The sequence below is a fragment of the Streptomyces sp. NPDC025806 genome (assembly GCF_055558275.1).
The window spans coordinates 1-17,936 of the sequence record NZ_JBVHMU010000019.1 but is presented as its reverse complement, the minus strand read 5'-3'; the positions used below and the strand labels follow the sequence as shown (position 1 = coordinate 17,936).

Sequence of the window (17,936 nt, the reverse complement as noted above, 5' to 3'; positions counted from 1 at the left end):
CTCGCACCTCGCGGAGTAACCCGGACATATGGGACATTGGATGGCATGGATGCCGCCGAGCAGTTGACGGAGCAGTTCGTCGAGCAGTACGTCCGCGCCCGCGTCGTCACCGACTCCCCCGACGCCGCCCGCTCGGTCGCCGTCGTGCTCCGCTGGACCGGCGGCCTGGTCCACGTCACCCTGCCCGACGCCGGCGAGTGGACCTTCGCGCGCGAGCTGCTCGAACGCGGACTGCGCGCCCCGGCCACCGTCGGCGACATCCGGATCTGGCCCTGCGGCCGGGTCCAGGCGGTCATGGAGTTCCACGCACACCACGGGGCGACGGTCGTGCAGTTCGACGTGAAGGCGCTGATCCGCTTCCTGCGTCGTACGTACACGGCCGTCGCCCCGGTGCCCGCCGCTCACTGAGCGGCCATGTCCCGAACCGTCAGGCGCTGACCAGCTCCCGGTCCGCGTCGCCGTCCTTGCCGGCGTCGCCTTCGTCGGCCTTCCGCAGAGCCTCGCCCTCCACGTCGACGTTCGGCAGCAGCCGGTCCAGCCACTTCGGCAGCCACCAGGCACGCTTGCCGAGCAGCGCGAGCACCGCCGGCACGATCGTCATGCGGACGATGAACGCGTCGAAGAAGACGGCGATCGCGAGACCGAAGCCGATCATCTTGATCATCTGCTCCGAGGAGCCGATGAAGCCCGCGAACACCGCGATCATGATGATCGCCGCGGCCGTGACCACCCGGGCCCCGTGCTTGAACCCGGTCACGACGGCCTGCGCCGGCCGCTCCCCGTGGACGTACGCCTCCCGCATGCGGGTCACGAGGAACACCTCGTAGTCCATCGCGAGGCCGAAGACCACGCCCACCATGAAGATCGGCATCATCGACATGATCGGGGTCGTCTGCTCGACGCCGAACAGCGAGCCGAGCCAGCCCCACTGGAAGACGGCCACGACGGCGCCGAGCGCGGCGAGCACCGAGAGCAGGAAGCCGAGCGCGGCCTTGAGCGGGACCAGGACCGAGCGGAAGACGACCATCAGCAGCAGGAAGGCGAGACCGACGACGAGTGCCAGGTAGGGCACGAGGGCGTCGTTGAGCTTCTGCGAGACGTCGATGTTCATCGCGGTCGAGCCGGTGACGCTCAGCTCGGCGCCGGTGTCCTTCGTGATCTCCTTGCCCTCCGCGCGGATCGCGTGGACGACGTCCTCGGTCTCCGTCGAGGACGGCTGGTACTTCGAGATGACGGTGACGATGGCGGTGTCACCGGCCTTGTTGAACGTGGCCGGGGTGACCGCGGCCACGCCGTCCGTCCCCTTGATCGAGGAGACGACGCGGTCGACGGCGGCCTTCGGGTCGTCCGCGCCCTGTGCGTCGACGACGGTGAGCAGCGGCCCGTTGAAGCCCGGCCCGAAGCCCTCGGACAGCAGGTCGTAGGCCTTGCGCTGGGTGGTGTCGGTGGGCTGGACGCCGTCGTCGGGCAGACCCAGCTGCAGCGAGGCGACCGGGGCGGCCAGGGCGCCGAGCCCGAGGACGCCGACGATCAGCACGGCGACCGGACGGCGCAGCACGAAGCGGGCCCAGCGGGTCCCCATGTTCGTCTTCTCCGGCGCCTGTCCGTCCGTGGCGGCCAGGTTCTTACGGGCCTTGCGGCCGTGCACCCGCTTGCCGACGTAGCCGAGCAGCGCCGGGATGAGGGTGAGCGCGATGAGCACGGCGATGGCGACGGTGCCGGCGGCGGCCACGCCCATCTTGGTGAGCATCGGGATGTTGACGACGGCGAGGCCGACCAGCGCGATGACGACGGTGAGCCCGGCGAAGACGACCGCGGAGCCCGCGGTGCCGACGGCCCGCCCGGCCGCCTCCTCGCGCTCGCGCCCCTCGGCCAGCTCGGCGCGGTAGCGGGAGACGATGAACAGGGCGTAGTCGATGCCGACCGCGAGGCCGATCATCATCGCGAGCGTCGAGGTGGTGGAGCCCAGGTCCAGGACGTTGGCCAGGGCCGTGATCGTGGAGACGCCGATGCCGACGCCGATGAGCGCGGTGAGCAGCGGAAGTCCGGCGGCGATCAGCGAGCCGAACGTGATCACGAGGACGACCGCGGCGATCGCGATACCGATGATCTCCGTGGCGCCCGTCTCCGGGACGGCCTGCAGCGCGTCACCGCCGACCTCGACGGTGAGCCCCGTCTTCTGCGCCTCGTCGATGACCTCCTGGAGCGCGTCCCGGTCCTCGTCGGTCAGCTCCATGCCGGAGACCTTGTACGAGGCCGAGGCGTAGGCGATCGTGCCGTCCCGGCTCACCGTCTTGGCGGCGAACGGGTCGGCGACCGAGGCCACCTGGTCCGAGCTCGCCTTGATCTGCGCGACGGTGTCCTGGATGTCGGCCTTGTTGCCGGCGTCGGTGAGCTTCTCGCCGGCCGGCGCCTTGAAGACGACGCGGGCGGTGGCCCCGTCGGCGGCGGAGCCGGGGAAGCGCTGGTCGAGCAGGTCGAAGGCCTTCTGCGCCTCGGTCCCCGGGATCGAGAAGGAACTGGAGGCGGCGGTCGGCGCGGTGGCGGCGCCCACGCCCGCGAGCGTGAGCAGGGCCACCCAGATCAGGGCGACAAAGTGGCGTCGCCGGAAGGCGAACTTGCCGAGTTTGTAGAGGAACGTGGCCACGGGGGCGTACTCCCGGTCAGGTCGTGGGACTGAGTCTGGGCAGGGGGCATCGGCCCGACGACGTGAGCGGTCGCGTCAGGTGCTGCGGGTGCTGCGGGGTTGTTCGGTGGGGTCAGGCGCCGAGGGCGGGGAGGACCACGGCGTCGATGTAGGAGGCCAGATAGGCCTGGGTGGGCGGCAGCTCGTCGATGAACGTCCGGGTGGTGAAGGCGCCGACCAGCATGTGGACCACGTAGCCGAGCGCCGGGTTGTCGGGGCGGATCTCACCCCGCTCCACCGCCCGCCGCAGCACCCGGTCGAGGCCGGACACCTCCGGCTCGATGATCCACTCGCGGAACGCCTCCAGGAGATCCGGATCGGCGTGCACGGCGACCATCAGACCGCGCATCAGCGCGCTGTTCTGCTCCATGTGACAGTCGTCCTCGCGGAGCGTCATCGCATGCAGGTCACCGCGCAGGGTGCCGGTGTCGATCTCGTCGAAGTGCGGCTTCTGCTGGCGCAGGGCCTTCACGACCAGCTCGGCCTTGCCGCCCCACTGGCGGTAGAGCGTGGCCTTGCTGGACCGGGTGCGGGCCGCCACGGCGTCCATCGTCAGGGCGTCGTAACCGACCTCGCGGAGCAGATCGAGCACGGCGCCGTACAACTCGGCCTCACGCTCAGGCGTGATCCGACTCCGCCGCACCTGCTCCGCAGTCATGCCGCAACCCATCTACTCGGCGTCTTACCTCCCCGAATCTACCCGCCCCCTTAACGAAACGAAACCGTTTCGTACGTGTCTCCCGCCACAGTGCGGCCCCGGTGGGGGCCGGCCGCGCAGTTCCCCGCGCCCCTGAGGAGGCTGCGCCTCATCGGGGAAATGCGACCCGAAGGGTCTGCATTTCAGGGGCGCGGGGAACTGCGCGAGAAGCCCCACCGGCCCGCACCCGGCACCGAAACGGAACCCCCCTCCCCGGTTGCCGGACCCCCCACAACGGAAAAGCATGAACACGTGACGGACGACACGACGGCCGAGACGACGACAACCCCGGGCTACCTGAGATTCCCGCACCTGAGCGGCGAGCACCTGTGCTTCGTGGCCGAGGACGACCTATGGCTGGCCCCCCTGAGCGGAGCGACCCGCGCCTGGAGACTGACAGCGGACCGCACCAAACTCGGCCACCCCCGCTTCAGCCCCGACGGCCGTCACATCGCGTACACGACCTGGCGCAGCCTCGACCCCGAGATCCACCTGGCCCCGGTCGACGGCGGAGCCGCACGCCGGCTCACCTACTGGGGCAGCCCCGACACGGAGGTCCGCGGCTGGACCCCCGACGGCGACATCCTGGCCGTCGCCTCGCACGGCGAACCGTTCTCCTACTTCACGTTCGCCTACAGCGTCCCCACCGACGGCTCCCCCGGCGGCAAACTCCCCTGGGGCCCGGTCTCCGACATCCAGGTCGCCGACTTCCCGACCGCCGAGGGGGACGCGCGCCGCACCCTCCTGCTCACCGGCACCCCGCCCCACGAACCCGCCGCCTGGAAGCGCTACCGCGGCGGCGCCCAGGGCCGCCTGTGGGTGCACGGGCAGCGCATCCTCGCCGATCTCGACGGGCACCTGGACGCCCCGATGTTCGTCGGCGACCGCATCGCGTTCCTCTCCGACCACGAGGGCGTCGGCAACGTCTACTCCTGCCTCCCCGACGGCTCCGACCTCGTCCGCCACACGGACCACGACGCCTTCTACGCCCGGCACGCCTCCACCGACGGCACCCGCGTCGTCTACCAGTGCGCCGGCGAACTGTGGATCCTCGACGCCCTCACCCCCGACTCACGGCCGCGCCGCCTCACCGTCCGGCTCGGCGGCCCGCGCCCTGGCCGCCGCAGCTACCAGGTCCCGGCCGCCCACCACGTCGACGCGCTGTCCGTCGACGAGACCGGCCGGGCCAGCGCCGTCGTCGTGCGCGGCTCCCTGTACTGGCTGACCCACCGCGACGGTCCCGCCCGCACCATCGCCGACACCCCGGGCGTCCGCGTCCGGCTCCCCGAGATGCTCGGCTCCGGCGGCCAGGTCGCCTACGTCACCGACGCCGACGGCGACGACGCCGTCGAGATCGCCTACCTGCCCCGCGCCAGCGGCGACCGCGCCCCGCGCCGCCTCGCCTCCGGCGCCCTGGGCCGCGTACAGGAACTGGTCTCCGACCCGGACGGCGAGCTGCTCGCCATCGCCTCGAACGACGGCCGGGTCCTGCTGCTCGACGCGTCCGAGGAGTCCGGCGGCGAGGTCACCGAACTGATCCGGTCCACGAACGGCCCGGTACGCGACCTCGCGTTCTCCCCCGACGGCGCCTGGCTGACCTGGTCGCACCCGGGCATCGGCCGCTCCCTGCGGCTGATCAAGATGGCCCGGATCAAGGACCGCACGATCGTCGACGTCACCAACGGCCGCTTCGAGGACGAGAACCCCGTCTTCACCCGCGACGGCCGCTACCTCGCCTTCCTGTCCTGGCGCGGCTTCGACCCCGTCTACGACGTGCACACCGGCGACCTGTCCTTCCCGCTCGGCTGCCGCCCCTACCTCGTCCCGCTGTCCTCGGCGACCGAGTCGCCCTTCGCGCTCTCCCCCGACGGCCGCACCGCCGCCGGCGGCCTGGACCCGGTCGAGGACACCGGGGACGGCTCCCCCACCGTGGAGATCGAGGGCCTCGCCAACCGGGTCGTGCCGTTCCCCGTCGCCGCCTCCAAGTACTCGGCGCTGCATCCCGTCGCGGGCGGCGGCCTCGTCTGGCTGCGCTGGCCGATCTCGGGCGCGCTCGGCGAGACCTTCGCCAACCCCGCCGACACCTCCTCGCAGCCCACCCTCGAACACTTCAACCTGGCCAAGGGCAAGAAGACCCAACTCGTCGACCACATGGACTGGTTCGCGGTCAGCGGCGACGGCACGCGGCTCGTCGTCGGCGACGAGGGCGAGCTGAGCGCCGTGCCCGCCACCGAGGCCGGCGACAACGACACCACCATCTGGATCGACCTGCGCCGCATCCTGCACGAGGCCGACCCGCCCGCCGAGTGGCGCGGCGCCTTCGACGAGGCGGGCCGCATCATCCGCGCCTACTTCTGGGCCCCCGACATGTGCGGCATCGACTGGCCCGGCGTCCTCGACCAGTACCGCCCGCTGCTCGAACGCGTCGCGTCCCCCGACGAGTTCGCCGACCTGCTGCGCGAGGTCCTCGGCGAACTCGGCACCTCGCACGCGTACGTCACCGCGGCCCGGCGCAACGAGGGCCCGCCGCACTACCAGCGCGCCCAGGGCCTGCTCGGCGCCAACTTCGCATGCAGGGACGGCCGTTGGACGCTGACCCGGATCCTGCCCGGCGACTCCTCCGACTCCAAGGCCCGCTCCCCGCTGGCCGGCACCGGCATCCGCGAGGGCGCCGTCCTCACCCACGTCGACGGCCGCCCCGTCGACCCCGTCGCGGGCCCCTTCCCGCTGCTCGCCGGCTCCGGCGGCACCACCGTCGAACTCACCTTCACACCCCCCGAGTCCGACGGCCGCGCCCGCCGCGTCGCCGTCGTCCCGCTCGTCGACGAGCGCCCCCTGCGCTACCAGGACTGGGTCGCCAAACGCCGCGAGGTCGTACGGGAACTGAGCGGCGGCAAGTGCGGCTACCTGCACATCCCCGACATGGGCGGCTCCGGCTGGGCCCAGTTCAACCGCGACCTGCGCATGGAGGTCTCCCGCCCCGCCCTCATCGTCGACGTACGGGGCAACGCGGGCGGCCACATCAGCGAGCTCGTCGTCGAGAAACTGACCCGCAAGATCATCGGCTGGGACCTCACCCGCAACGCCCAGGCCGTCTCCTACGCCTCGAACGCCCCGCGCGGCCCGGTCGTCGCCCTCGCCGACGAGGCCACGTCCTCCGACGGCGACATGATCACCGCCGCGTTCAAACTGCTCGGCCTCGGCCCCGTCGTCGGCCAGCGCACCTGGGGCGGCGTCGTCGGCATGACCGGCCGCTACAAACTGGGCGACGGCACGGTGATCACGGTGCCGATGAACGCGGCCTGGTTCCCCGAGTACGGCTGGTCCGTCGAGAACCGCGGCGTCGACCCGGACATCGAGGCCCTGCGCACGCCTCTGGACTGGGCCGAGGGCCGCCACGCCCAGCTCGACGACGCCGTCCACCTGGCCCTGGACCTCCTGGAGGAACAGGGCGCCCTCGACCCGCCCGACTACTCCGACATCCCCGACCGCCGCCGGCCCCCGCTGCCGCCGCGCGGGACCTAGGGTGCGTCCGCTCTAGGACCGGCCCTCGCCGATCTTGCGGTCCATGGCCAGCGACAGCTCCGCCTCGACGACCGACTTGGCCAGCGGGCGCAGGCGTTCGACATCCTTCTCCGTGCCGTGCGCGAGGACGAGGTCGGCGAAGAGGTCGGCCAGGGCGTTCGCGTGCTCGCGGACGGTGGCGGCCGCGGCCAGGACCTCGGCGAGGGGGATGCCCTCGCGGACCAGGGCCGAGGAGACGTCGAGGAGGCGGCGGGAGATGTGGACGATCTCCTCGCCGTCGGTGCCGAGGTAGCCGAGGTCGAGCGCGGCCTGAAGGTTCTCCGGGGTGTCCTGGCCGGCGAAGTGGTCGGCGAGTTCGGCGGCGGAGAGACGGACCGGGGTCTCCTCGGTGGGTTCGCCGAGACCGAGGAGCTCGCCGACGTCCCGGCCGCGGTCGAAGGCGTCGGAGAGTTCGGCGATGCCGTTGAGGGTGTGGCCGCGCTCCAGGAGGGCGGCGACCGTGCGCAGGCGGGCGAGGTGGGTCTCGTCGTACCAGGCGATGCGGCCCTCGCGACGGGGCGGCTTGATGAGGCCGCGCTCGCGGTAGAAGCGCACGGTGCGGACCGTGATGCCGGCCGCCTCGGCCAGTTCCTCCATGCGGTACTCGCGGTGGTCCACGCGCTCGCCGTCGCCCCTCGTCGTTTCGTCGCCCACGGCCGGAACCCTATGTCGTACTGGCGGTAACTTTCCTCGCCCCGACCCCTACCCATGAGTACGGAGCTGCTCTAGTCTCCCATTGCGCCAGTGTTCACTGGCAGAGTCGCGCGGCACGGGAGGCGCCGGATGGCCGAGCAGAAAGCCGGGCAGGAACACGAACATGTACGGGTGGCGGTGATCGGGTCCGGGTTCGGCGGCCTCGGCGCGGCGGTCCGGCTGCGGCGCGAGGGCATCACCGACTTCGTCGTCCTGGAGCGCGCGAGCACCGTCGGCGGCACCTGGCGCGACAACAGCTACCCGGGCTGCGCCTGCGACGTGCCCTCGCACCTCTACTCCTTCTCCTTCGCGCCGAACCCGGACTGGCCGCGCACCTTCTCCGGCCAGGAGAAGATCCACGACTACCTGGAGCACGTCGCCGACGTCTTCCGCATCCGGCCGCACATCCGCTTCGACAGCGAGGTGAAGCAGGCCCGCTGGGACGCGGAGAAACTGTGGTGGGTCGTCGAGACCACCCGCGGCACCCTCACCGCCGACGTCGTCGTCTCCGCCACCGGACCGCTCTCCGACCCGAAGACGCCGGACATCCCGGGGCTCGACACCTTCGAGGGCAAGGTCTTCCACTCGGCCCGCTGGGACCACGACTACGACCTGCGCGGCAAGCGCGTCGCCGTGATCGGCACCGGCGCCTCCGCCATCCAGATCGTGCCCGCCGTCCAGAAGCAGGTCGGCAAGCTCACCCTCTTCCAGCGCACGCCCCCGTGGGTGATGCCGCGCGCCGACCGGAACATCACCAAGGCCGAGCGCTGGCTGCACCGCCAGCTCCCCTTCACCACACAGGCCCGGCGCGGCATCCTGTGGGGCATCCGCGAGCTCCAGGTCCAGGCGTTCACCAAGCGGCCCGAAGAACTGGGGCTCGTCGAGCGGATCGCCAGGGCGAACATGCACCGGGCGGTCAAGGACCCGGCGCTGCGCGCCAAGCTGACCCCCGACTACCGCATCGGCTGCAAGCGGATCCTGCTCTCGAACACCTACTATCCGGCCCTCGCGCAGCCGAACGTCGACGTCGTCGCCTCCGGCTTGAAGGAGGTCCGCGGGAACACGCTCGTGGCCGCCGACGGCAGCGAGGCCGAGGTCGACGCGATCGTCTTCGGCACCGGCTTCCACGTCACCGACATGCCGATCGCGGACCGCATCGTCGGCGCCGACGGCGACACCCTCATGCAGTCGTGGAAGAGCGGCATGAAGGCGCTGCGCGGCGCGACCGCCGCCGGCTTCCCCAACTTCATGACGATCATCGGCCCGAACACCGGCCTCGGGAACTCCTCGATGATCCTCATGATCGAGTCCCAGCTGAACTACCTCGCCGACTACATGCGGCAGTTGCACGTCCTCGGCGGCCGGGTCGCCCTCACCCCGCGCGAGAGCGCCGTGACCGGCTGGAACAACCGCGTGCAGGACCGCATGAAGCGCACCGTGTGGAACACGGGCGGCTGCGACAGCTGGTACCTGGACGCGAACGGCGTCAACACCACGGTGTGGCCCGGCACCACGACCGAGTTCCGGCAGGCCACCCGGCATGTGGACGTCGGGGAGTACGAGGTCGTGCGCCCCGCACCCGCCGCGCCCGCCGCGAGCGCCGCCAAGAAGTCCGCACCCGCCAAGACCGCCCGTACGAAGAAGAAGGTGGAGGCCGCATGAGCCGGCTCACGCACGTCACGTCCGGGCCCTACGCACCACCGCCCGCCGCCCGCGAACTGACCGTCGTCTCGGCGGACGGCGCGCGGCTGCACGCGGAGGTGCACGGGCCCGAGTCAGCACCCGCGGTGGTCCTGGCCCACGGCTGGACCTGCTCGACGGCCTTCTGGGCCGCGCAGATCCGGGCGCTCGCCACCGATCACCGCGTGATCGCCTACGACCAGCGCGGGCACGGCCGCAGCCCGGCCGCGGCGCAGCTCCCGTACACGGTGGACATGCTGGCCGACGACCTGGAGGCCGTGCTCGCGGCGACGCTCGCACCGGGCGAGAAGGCCGTCCTCGCCGGACACTCCATGGGCGGCATGACGATCATGGCGGCGGCCACCCGGCCCGGCGTCCGGGAGCACGCGGCGGCGGTGCTGCTGTGCAGCACGGGCAGTTCGCGCCTGGTGGCCGAGTCGACGGTGCTGCCGATCCCGCCGAGCGGGCTGCGCACCCGCCTGACCAAGGCCGTCCTGGGATCGAAGGCACCGCTCGGGCCGGTCACCCCGGTCGGCAAGAAGGTCCTCAAGTACGCCACCATGGGCCCCGGTTCGGCGCCCGACAAGGTCGAGGCGTGCGCCCGGATCGTGCACGCCTGCCCGCGCGGGGTCCGCTCCGGCTGGTCCCACGTCCTGGCGACACTTCAGGTCGACGCGGGCGTGGAGGCGCTGACCGTGCCGACGGCCGTACTCGTGGGCACCCACGACCGGATGACACCGGCCGTGCACGCACGGCGCATCGCCGCCGCGCTGCCGCAGAGCGAGGGCCTGACCGAGCTGGCCGGGCTCGGCCACATGACGCCGGTCGAGGCGCCCGAGGCGGTCACCGCGAAGATCCGGGAACTCAGCGAGAAGCACCTGAAGCCCGAGCAGAACGTGCAGTCCGAGCAGAACGTGCAGTCCGAGGAAGGGGCGCAAGCCGCATGAGCAAGGTCAGTCTCGAAGGACAGGTCGCGGTCGTCACGGGGGCGGCGCGCGGGGTGGGCGAGCTCCTCGCCCGCAAGCTCTCGGCGCGCGGCGCCAAGATCGCACTGGTCGGCCTGGAGCCGGACGAGCTCAAGCAGGTCGCGGGCCGGCTGCACTCGGACGCCGACTGGTGGCACGCGGACGTCACGGACCACGTGCAGATGGCCCGGGTCGCCGAGGAGGTCAAGGAGCGCTTCGGCAAGGTCGACATCGTCGTCGCCAACGCCGGCGTCGCGACCGGCGGCCCGTTCGTCGACTCCGACCCGGCCGCCTGGCGCCGGGTGATCGAGGTCAACCTGATCGGCTCGGCGGTCACCGCCCGCGCCTTCCTGCCCGTCCTCATGGAGTCGCGTGGCTACCTGCTCCAGATCGCCTCCCTCGCCGCGATCACACCGGCGCCGATGATGACCGCGTACTGCGCGTCGAAGTCGGGCGTCGAGGCGTACGCGCACAGCCTGCGGGCCGAGGTCGGCTACAAGGGCGTCAAGGTGGGCGTCGGCTACCTGTCCTGGACCGACACGGACATGGTGCGCGGCGCGGACCAGGACGACGTGATGCGCGAGCTGCGCGGGCGGCTGCCCTGGCCGGCGAACAAGACGTACCCGCTGAGCCCGGCCGTGGACCGCATCGTGGCGGGCATCGAGCGCCGCTCCTCGCACGTGTACGCGCAGTGGTGGCTGCGCGGCATGCAGGGGATCCGGGGCTATCTGCCCGGGATCATCGGGGCGGTCGGCCAGCGCGAGGTGCGGCGCTTCGACGGGCGCTTCGACGGGATGTCGAAGGGGCTCGTGGGCGCCGGCGGCGCGGCCGACGAGACGACCCGCAGCTCCTGAACCGGGGCGAGGTGATCAAAATGCGGCATATATCCCGCCATGCAAGGCTGGTCGCAGCCCGATCCCCTCACCCACCACAGGAGTGAACAAGCATGGGCATCAAGGACCAGTTCCAGGACAAGGCCGAAGACCTCGCCAACAAGGCCAAGGACGCCATGGGCGGCCGCAAGGACGAGGCGAGCGAGCGCGCGCAGCAGGCCCAGGACGAGGCGAGCGAGCGCGGCTCGCAGGGCATGGACGAGGCCCGCGACAAGGCCCAGGAAGCCCGGGACCGGATGGACCGCGGCTGACGCGCACCGCCTGTCCTTGAGGACCTGACGATCCCCCGACCGGGGCCCCGGTCGGGGGATCGTCGCATCCGCGGGGGCGCGACGCCTCCTACAGGTCGAACACCGTCGTCACGGGCGCGTGGTCGCTCCACCGCTCCGCGTGGGTCGCCGCCCGCTCGACGAACGCCTTCACGGCCTTGCCGGCGAGCCCCGGCGTCGCGACGGCGAGGTCGATGCGCCAACCCGAGTCGTTGTCGAAGGCCCGCCCCCGGTACGACCACCAGGAGTACGGCCCCTCGACCTCGGGGTGCAGGGCGCGGACCACGTCGACGTAGCCGCCGTCCGCCTCGTCCAGGACACGGCCGAGCCACTCCCGCTCCTCGGGGAGGAAGCCGGAGTTCTTCTTGTTGCTCTTCCAGTTCTTGAGGTCGGCCTCGCGGTGGGCGATGTTCCAGTCGCCGCAGACCACGACCTCGCGACCGTCCGCGGCGGCGCGGACGCGCAGCTTCTTCAGGTAGGTCAGGAACTCGTCCATGAAGCGGATCTTCTCGTCCTGGCGGTCCGTGCCGACCTCGCCCGAGGGCAGGTAGAGGCTGGCCACGACGACGCCGGGCAGGTCCACCTCGACGTAGCGGCCGCTGGTGTCGAACTCGGCGGAGCCGAAGCCCACCTGCACGCGCTCGGGCGCGCGCCGCGTGTAGAGGGAGACGCCGGCCCGGCCCTTGGCGGCGGCCGGGGCGTGCACGACGTGCCAGCCCTCGGGCTCCCGCACCTCCTCGGGGAGCTGCTGCGCCTCGGCGCGCACCTCCTGGAGGCACAGGACGTCGGCGGAGGTCTCGGCCAGCCACTCCACGAAGCCCTTCTTGGAGGCGGCCCGCAGCCCGTTCACATTCACAGTGGTCACAGTCAGCACCCGGCCACGGTACCGGCACACTGGAAACGTCCTCCCCGAATCGACACGCATAGAGTTACGATCGCCTGTATGAGTATCCAGCCCGCGCCGACCCTGGCGCCCACCCTGCGCCCCGTCTCCTTCGGCCACCCCGACGCGATCGCGCTGAACGACCGGGTGCAGCTCGAGTACGCGGAGCGCTACGGCGACGAGGGGGATGTCACACCCCTGGACCCGACGATGTTCGACGCCCCGCGCGGGCTGTACCTGATCGCCTACGACGCGCAGGGCACCCCGCTGGCCACGGGCGGCTGGCGCACCCAGGACGCGAACGAGGAGGCGTACGCGGACGGCGACGCCGAGCTGAAGCGCATGTACGTGACGCCGGAGGCGCGCGGCCTGGGTCTGGCCCGCCGGATCCTCGCGGCGCTGGAGGCGGACGCGCGCGCGGCGGGGCGGACCCGGATGGTGCTGGAGACGGGCACCAAGCAGCCGGAGGCGATAGCGCTCTACACGTCGAGCGGGTACGCGCCGTGCGCCAAGTTCGGCCACTACCGCTTCGACGAACTGAGCCGCTGCTTCGCGAAGCCCCTCTAGCCGGGACCGCTCCGGGCCGGGCCGCCCACGGCGGTTCCGGCCCGGAACAGCGAAGAACCCCGCCGGTTACCCGGCGGGGTTCTCAATTGCGGTGGACCTGTGGGGATTTGAACCCCAGACCCCCTCGATGCGAACGAGGTGCGCTACCAGACTGCGCCACAGGCCCTTGCAACGAGTGAAACTCTAGCATCCCGATCGGGGTGCTCGGAAATCCGCTCCCGGACTGGTCAGCCGGGTGGGTGCCGCGGGCTTCCCGATCACTCGTTGGCGGCGCGCGGCCGGCCGTCCGCGCCCGTGCCGTTGTCGTACTGGTCGAAGAGCGGAGTACGGCCGCGTTCGCGGGAGCGGCGGGCCGAGGCGGCGCGGCGGGCGTCGCTGCGCCCGTCGTCCGCGGTCTGCTCGCGCTCGTACTCCTGCTCCTCGGGGGCCGACTGCTCGGCGGCGGAGGAGCGGGCCGCGCTCCAGGTCTCCGGGGCGCCGTAGTCGATGCCGCCGCCGGCGCGCGGGGCGACCGGCGCGGTGACGTACGTGGGCAGCGGCACCGGGACGGGGTCCCAGCTGTCGCCCGCGCCGGGCCGTGCCTGCCGCTCGCGCTGCTGGTCGACCCATTCGGCGTGGTCGGTCTGCTCGACGAGGGCGCGCCGGTCGGCGGCGAGCGCCTCCAGCCCGGGGTCGGTGGCCGGCTCGGTGACCTCTGGGCCGTCCTCCAGGTCCTCGGCCGCGGCACGCTGCGCGGCCGGCTGACGGCGGCGCGGCTGGCGCTCGCGCAGCCGCTGGGCGGCGATCTCGGCCTGGCGACGGTCCATCACGTAGGCGAAGCGGCGGCGCTCCTGGGCGCGCAGATAGACGATGTACGCGCTGAGGAGCAGGGCGGGCGCGGCGGGCACCCACAGGAACGCGACGCCGCCGACCGCGGCGACGACCGCGCCGAGGGAGAACGCGGCGAACAGGAGCACGGTGGTGCGGCGGCGGCGCGCGAGGACCTTGGTGCGGCGGGCGCGGGCCTGCGCGGCCGCCGCGGCGTCGCGCGCGGGGCGCGCCGGGTGCGCGGCCTCCGGTTCCGGCTCGGCGGCCGGTTCCGGCTCGGGCGCCGGTTCCGGTTCGGGGGCGCGGCGCCGCGCGGGGGGCTTGCGCTCCCCTGCCGCGGGCGCGACAAAGGCCCGGACGTCCACCGCATCGGTGGTCGCGTCCGGGTCGGCCGGGTCGCCGGGCCGCTCGTCCGCCTCGGGCGGGCGCGCCTGCAGGTCCTTGGCGTATCGGCGCTCCATGCCCGCCCGGCCGGAGAGAAGCCGGATGGCGGTGCTGAAGCGTTCCGTCGGACGGGCTTCGTTCAGCTCGTCCTGCCTACGGAGCCACATCGGCACCAAGTAGGCGGCCCAGGCCCCGACGATGACTGCGTAGATGAGGCCGCTGCTGCTCACGCCTCACACCGTAGAGGGGTTTGCGTGGGGCCATCCGCCAATTGAGCCGGTGTGTCGCACGATCTGGCTGATATTTCGAGCATTTTTTGCGACTGATGCGATCAACCGGCCGCCCGGGACGGGAATTTAATGCCTCCGGCGGTCGATCCGCGATCAAATTCGAACACTTATTTCATTTCGAAGGGGCGCCGGGGTCGAGCGTGTTCGAGCCGCTCGGACCTGCGGTCTTGCTGCGCCGCTCGCGCCGCCACCGCTTCAGGAGCCCTTCGGGGATCTCCTCGGCGGTGAGCGCGAAGACGAGATGGTCCCGCCAGGCCCCGTCGATGTGGAGATAGCGCGGGCGCAGGCCCTCCTCGCGGAATCCGAGTTTCTCCACGACCCTGCGGCTCGGCCCGTTCTCCGGGCGAATGCAGACCTCGATGCGGTGCAGGCCCACCGTGCGGAAGCAGTGGTCGACGGCGAGCGCGACGGCCGTGGGCATCACCCCGCGCCCGGCCACGGACTCGTCGACCCAGTACCCGACATGGCCCGCGCACATCGAGCCCCAGGTGATCCCGGCGACGGTCAACTGCCCCACCAGACGGCCCTGGTACTCGATGACGAAGGGCAGCATCCGGCCCGCGTTCGCCTCCGCGCGCAGGTGGCGGACCATCTGACGGTACGTCGGGCGGTGGGTGATCGGGCCGCTGGGCGTGGGCGGCGGGATGGTCGCCTCCCAGGGGCGCAGCCAGTCGCGGTTGCGCCGGTTCACCTCACGCCAGGCGCGCTGGTCGCGCAGCCTTATGGGGCGCAGGACGACATCGCCCTCCGCCAGGACCACGGGCCAGGACGGGCTGTTCAGTGCGCACCCCCGGGGGCGTGGGCAGCGGGCCCGGCGCCGGGTCCGGCATCGGGTCCGGCGTCCGGTCTGGGGTGGTCGCCGCCGCGGATCTGGTCGACGGCGTGCGTGAGCAGCGGCTCGAGGACGGCGAGTCCGTCCTTCACGCCTCCGCTCGAACCGGGCAGGTTCACGATCAGTGTGCGCCCGGCCAGGCCCGCGAGGCCACGGGAGAGCGCGGCCGTGGGCACCTTCTCCCGGCCGTACGCGCGGATCGCCTCCGGGATGCCCGGGATCTCCCGGTCCAGAACGCGGGCGGTGGCCTCGGGGGTGCGGTCGGTGGGCGAGATGCCGGTGCCGCCGGTGGTGACCACGACGTCGTACCCGGCCTCGACGGCGGCACGCAGCGCGGCCTCCACCGGGTCGCCGTCCGGGACGACCTGGGGGCCCTCGACGGTCAAGCCCAGGGCGCGCAGTCCGGCGGCGATCAGGGGGCCGCCCTTGTCCTCGTAGACGCCGGCGGCCGCGCGGTTGGACGCGGTGACGACCAGGGCGCGGTACGCGTCGCTCATAGGTGCCAGTCCCCGGACTTGCCGCCCGTCTTCTCCTCGACGCGCACGTCGGAGATGACGGCGCCCTTGTCGACCGCCTTGATCATGTCGACGACGGTGAGCGCGGCGACGGAGACCGCCGTGAGGGCCTCCATCTCGACGCCCGTACGGTCCGTGGTCTTCACGGTGGCGAGGATCTCCACGGCGTCGTCGGCCACGGACAGGTCGAGCTTCACCCCGGAGACGGCCAGCGGGTGGCACAGCGGGATGAGGTCGGGGGTGCGCTTGGCGCCCATGATCCCGGCGATGCGGGCGGTCGCGAGGGCGTCTCCCTTGGGGACGCCCTCGCCGCGCAGCAGCTCGATCACGCGCGGCGAGACGAGGACCCGCCCGCTGGCGCGGGCCGTGCGCGCGGTGACGGCCTTCTCCGACACGTCGACCATGCGGGCGGCGCCCGCCTCGTCGATGTGTGTCAGTCGGTCCTGCGAAGTGCTCATGGTGCTGGGGCGCTCCCGATCCGAGCCGTGCGCGGTGCGGCGCGCCGGACAGTTTGTGCGCGACACGCTACCGCGAGCCTCCGGCGGCCGGGCAGGTGCTCAGCCCAGGAGGACCACGTCCACCTGGGTGCCGGGCTCCACGGAGGTGGTGTCCTCGGGGACCACGATCAGGGCGTCCGCGTGGGCGAGGGCGGCGACGAGGTGGGAGCCGGCGCCGCCGACCGGGGTGACGGTGCCGGTCGCGGGGTCGTGGGCGCCGCGCAGGAACTGGCGACGGCCGTCCGGCGAGGTCAGCGCCTTGTCGGCGGTGAGCTTCGCGCGGACCTGCGGCCGGTGCACGTTCCCCGCGGGCAGCCCCATGAGGGTGCGGATCGCGGGGCGGACGAACAGTTCGAAGGAGACGTACGAGGACACCGGGTTGCCCGGGAGAGCGAGCAGCGGGGTGTGGTCGGGGCCGATGGAGCCGAAGCCCTGCGGCTTGCCGGGCTGCATGGCGAGCTTGCGGAACTCGACGCCGCCGCCCGCGCCGATGCCCTCCTCCTCGTCGGGATCGCCGATCGCGGAGAGCGCCTCCTTGACGACGTCGTACGCGCCGACGCTGACGCCGCCCGTGGTGACGACGAGGTCGGCGCGGATCAGCTGGTCCTCGATCGTGGAGCGGAGCGTCTCGGCGTCGTCGGCGACCGCGCCGACCCGGTAGGCGATGGCTCCGGCGTCCCGCGCGGCGGCGGTCAGCGCGAAGCTGTTGGAGTCGTAGATCTGGCCCTGGGCGAGCGGCTCGCCGGGCTGGACGAGCTCACTGCCGGTGGAGACGACGACCACGCGCGGGCGGGGGCGTACGCGGACGGTGCCGCGGCCGATCGCGGCGAGCAGGGAGATCTGGGGCGGGCCGAGCACGGTGCCGGCGGCGAGGGCGCGGTCGCCCGCCTTCACGTCGCTGCCCCGCGCGCGGACGTGCGCGCGCTCCTGGGCGGCGCGGTGGACGCGGACCTCGCCGGATGCGCCCTCGGGGGCGGCGCTGTGGGCGGTCATGGTGCTGACGGGGCCCGCGCCGAGCCCTCCGTCGGTCCACTCGACGGGGACGACGGCCTCGGCGCCGGGCGGCAGCGGGGCGCCGGTCATGATGCGGACGGCCTGGCCCGGGCGGACCGTGGGCTGCTCGGACTGGCCTGCCGCGACGTCGCCGATCACCGTGAGCACGGCGGGGAACTCCTCGCTCGCGCCCGCGACATCGGCGACGCGCACCGCATAGCCGTCCATCGAGCTGTTGTCGAACGGGGGCAGCGAGACCGGCACCGTCACGTCCTCGACGAGCACGCAGCCCTGGGCGTCGAGGAGTTGCAGCTCGATGGGGTCGAGCGGGTGGACGGTGCTGAGGATGTCCTCCAGGTGCTCGTCCACCGACCAGAGGTGGCCGTGACTGCTGGAGGGCGTGGTCGCGCTGCTCAAGGTCCTACATCTCCTCGGTGACGTAACTGCGAAGCCAGGTCCGGAAGTCGGGGCCCAGGTCCTCACGTTCGCACGCGAGTCTGACAATGGCCCGCAGATAGTCTCCACGGTCGCCGGTGTCATAGCGGCGGCCCTTGAAGACGACGCCGTGGACGGGGCCGCCGACCTTCCCCGCGGCAGTAGTCGCTGATTGATACGTCGCCGCGAGTTGCTGGAGGGCGTCGGTGAGCTGGATCTCGCCGCCGCGGCCGGGTTCGGTCTTGCGCAGTATGTCGAAGACGTGGGGGTCCAGGACGTAGCGGCC

The 17,936-nt window shown here is 72.3% G+C and carries 16 protein-coding genes, 1 tRNA gene and 1 pseudogene; 7 read left to right on the top strand and 11 right to left on the bottom strand.

Features of this window, described 5'->3' with window-relative positions; genetic code table 11:
• Positions 1-45: 45 nt before the first annotated feature.
• The gene (locus ACZ4E1_RS32795) at positions 46-408 is read left to right on the top strand and encodes an SsgA family sporulation/cell division regulator (protein WP_467546379.1); all 363 of its coding nucleotides are present in this window, start codon (positions 46-48) and stop codon (positions 406-408) included.
• Positions 409-427: 19 nt separating this feature from the next.
• Here ACZ4E1_RS32795 and ACZ4E1_RS32790 read toward each other — a convergent pair whose 3' ends face one another.
• Both ACZ4E1_RS32790 and ACZ4E1_RS32785 read right to left on the bottom strand, forming a co-directional pair.
• On the bottom strand, positions 428-2,647 hold the full coding sequence (locus ACZ4E1_RS32790; RefSeq protein WP_467546377.1) for an MMPL family transporter: 2,220 nt from the start codon (positions 2,645-2,647) through the stop codon (positions 428-430).
• 112 nt (positions 2,648-2,759) lie between these two features.
• Positions 2,760-3,344 carry a TetR/AcrR family transcriptional regulator gene (locus ACZ4E1_RS32785; RefSeq protein WP_467546375.1) on the bottom strand — a complete coding sequence of 195 codons (585 nt, stop codon included), beginning with the start codon at positions 3,342-3,344 and terminating at the stop codon, positions 2,760-2,762.
• Positions 3,345-3,635: 291 nt separating this feature from the next.
• Here ACZ4E1_RS32785 and ACZ4E1_RS32780 point away from each other — a divergent pair, with 291 nt between their 5' ends.
• Positions 3,636-6,908 carry a S41 family peptidase gene (locus tag ACZ4E1_RS32780; RefSeq protein WP_467546373.1) on the top strand — a complete coding sequence of 1,091 codons (3,273 nt, stop codon included), beginning with the start codon at positions 3,636-3,638 and terminating at the stop codon, positions 6,906-6,908.
• 12 nt (positions 6,909-6,920) lie between these two features.
• Here the strand turns inward: ACZ4E1_RS32780 and ACZ4E1_RS32775 are convergent, their stop codons facing one another.
• Complete coding sequence (locus tag ACZ4E1_RS32775) at positions 6,921-7,544, bottom strand: MerR family transcriptional regulator (protein WP_467546586.1); 624 nt, start codon at positions 7,542-7,544, stop codon at positions 6,921-6,923.
• A 186-nt stretch (positions 7,545-7,730) separates the two neighbouring features.
• Here ACZ4E1_RS32775 and ACZ4E1_RS32770 point away from each other — a divergent pair, with 186 nt between their 5' ends.
• The 4 genes from ACZ4E1_RS32770 to ACZ4E1_RS32755 all read left to right on the top strand — a co-directional run bounded on the left by ACZ4E1_RS32770 (position 7,731) and on the right by ACZ4E1_RS32755 (position 11,429).
• Complete coding sequence (locus ACZ4E1_RS32770; RefSeq protein ID WP_467546371.1) at positions 7,731-9,302, top strand: flavin-containing monooxygenase; 1,572 nt, start codon at positions 7,731-7,733, stop codon at positions 9,300-9,302.
• Positions 9,299-10,267: an alpha/beta fold hydrolase gene (locus tag ACZ4E1_RS32765; RefSeq protein ID WP_467546369.1), complete on the top strand. Its 969-nt coding sequence runs from the start codon at positions 9,299-9,301 to the stop codon at positions 10,265-10,267. Before ACZ4E1_RS32770 ends, ACZ4E1_RS32765 begins: the two co-directional genes overlap by 4 nt.
• Positions 10,264-11,139, top strand: coding sequence for an SDR family oxidoreductase (locus ACZ4E1_RS32760; protein ID WP_467546367.1), 876 nt, complete (start codon positions 10,264-10,266; stop codon positions 11,137-11,139). Before ACZ4E1_RS32765 ends, ACZ4E1_RS32760 begins: the two co-directional genes overlap by 4 nt.
• A 92-nt stretch (positions 11,140-11,231) precedes the next feature.
• Positions 11,232-11,429: a hypothetical protein gene (locus tag ACZ4E1_RS32755; RefSeq protein WP_467546365.1), complete on the top strand. Its 198-nt coding sequence runs from the start codon at positions 11,232-11,234 to the stop codon at positions 11,427-11,429.
• An 88-nt stretch (positions 11,430-11,517) separates the two neighbouring features.
• Here ACZ4E1_RS32755 and ACZ4E1_RS32750 read toward each other — a convergent pair whose 3' ends face one another.
• On the bottom strand, positions 11,518-12,342 hold the full coding sequence (locus tag ACZ4E1_RS32750) for an exodeoxyribonuclease III (protein ID WP_467546363.1): 825 nt from the start codon (positions 12,340-12,342) through the stop codon (positions 11,518-11,520).
• Between the two features lie 48 nt (positions 12,343-12,390).
• Between ACZ4E1_RS32750 and ACZ4E1_RS32745 the strand changes: the two genes are divergently transcribed.
• Positions 12,391-12,897 carry a GNAT family N-acetyltransferase gene (locus ACZ4E1_RS32745; RefSeq protein WP_467546361.1) on the top strand — a complete coding sequence of 169 codons (507 nt, stop codon included), beginning with the start codon at positions 12,391-12,393 and terminating at the stop codon, positions 12,895-12,897.
• A 92-nt stretch (positions 12,898-12,989) separates the two neighbouring features.
• Here the strand turns inward: ACZ4E1_RS32745 and ACZ4E1_RS32740 are convergent.
• The 7 genes and pseudogenes from ACZ4E1_RS32740 to ACZ4E1_RS32710 form a co-directional block, all read right to left on the bottom strand.
• Positions 12,990-13,063 (bottom strand) — tRNA-Ala (locus ACZ4E1_RS32740).
• Between the two features lie 91 nt (positions 13,064-13,154).
• Positions 13,155-14,318, bottom strand: coding sequence for a divisome protein SepX/GlpR (sepX, locus tag ACZ4E1_RS32735; RefSeq protein WP_467546359.1), 1,164 nt, complete (start codon positions 14,316-14,318; stop codon positions 13,155-13,157).
• A gap of 172 nt (positions 14,319-14,490) precedes the next feature.
• Positions 14,491-15,138 carry a GNAT family N-acetyltransferase gene (locus tag ACZ4E1_RS32730; protein WP_467546357.1) on the bottom strand — a complete coding sequence of 216 codons (648 nt, stop codon included), beginning with the start codon at positions 15,136-15,138 and terminating at the stop codon, positions 14,491-14,493.
• Positions 15,139-15,155: 17 nt separating this feature from the next.
• On the bottom strand, positions 15,156-15,707 hold the full coding sequence (locus ACZ4E1_RS32725; RefSeq protein ID WP_467546355.1) for a MogA/MoaB family molybdenum cofactor biosynthesis protein: 552 nt from the start codon (positions 15,705-15,707) through the stop codon (positions 15,156-15,158).
• Positions 15,704-16,183, bottom strand: a complete 480-nt coding sequence (gene moaC / locus ACZ4E1_RS32720) for a cyclic pyranopterin monophosphate synthase MoaC (RefSeq protein WP_467546353.1) — start codon at positions 16,181-16,183, stop codon at positions 15,704-15,706. The genes ACZ4E1_RS32725 and moaC overlap by 4 nt, the downstream gene beginning before the upstream one ends.
• A gap of 99 nt (positions 16,184-16,282) precedes the next feature.
• The gene (gene glp / locus ACZ4E1_RS32715; protein ID WP_467546351.1) at positions 16,283-17,632 is read right to left on the bottom strand and encodes a molybdotransferase-like divisome protein Glp; all 1,350 of its coding nucleotides are present in this window, start codon (positions 17,630-17,632) and stop codon (positions 16,283-16,285) included.
• Positions 17,633-17,636: 4 nt separating this feature from the next.
• Positions 17,637-17,936: pseudogene (locus ACZ4E1_RS32710) on the bottom strand (UTP--glucose-1-phosphate uridylyltransferase); the annotation flags it as partial.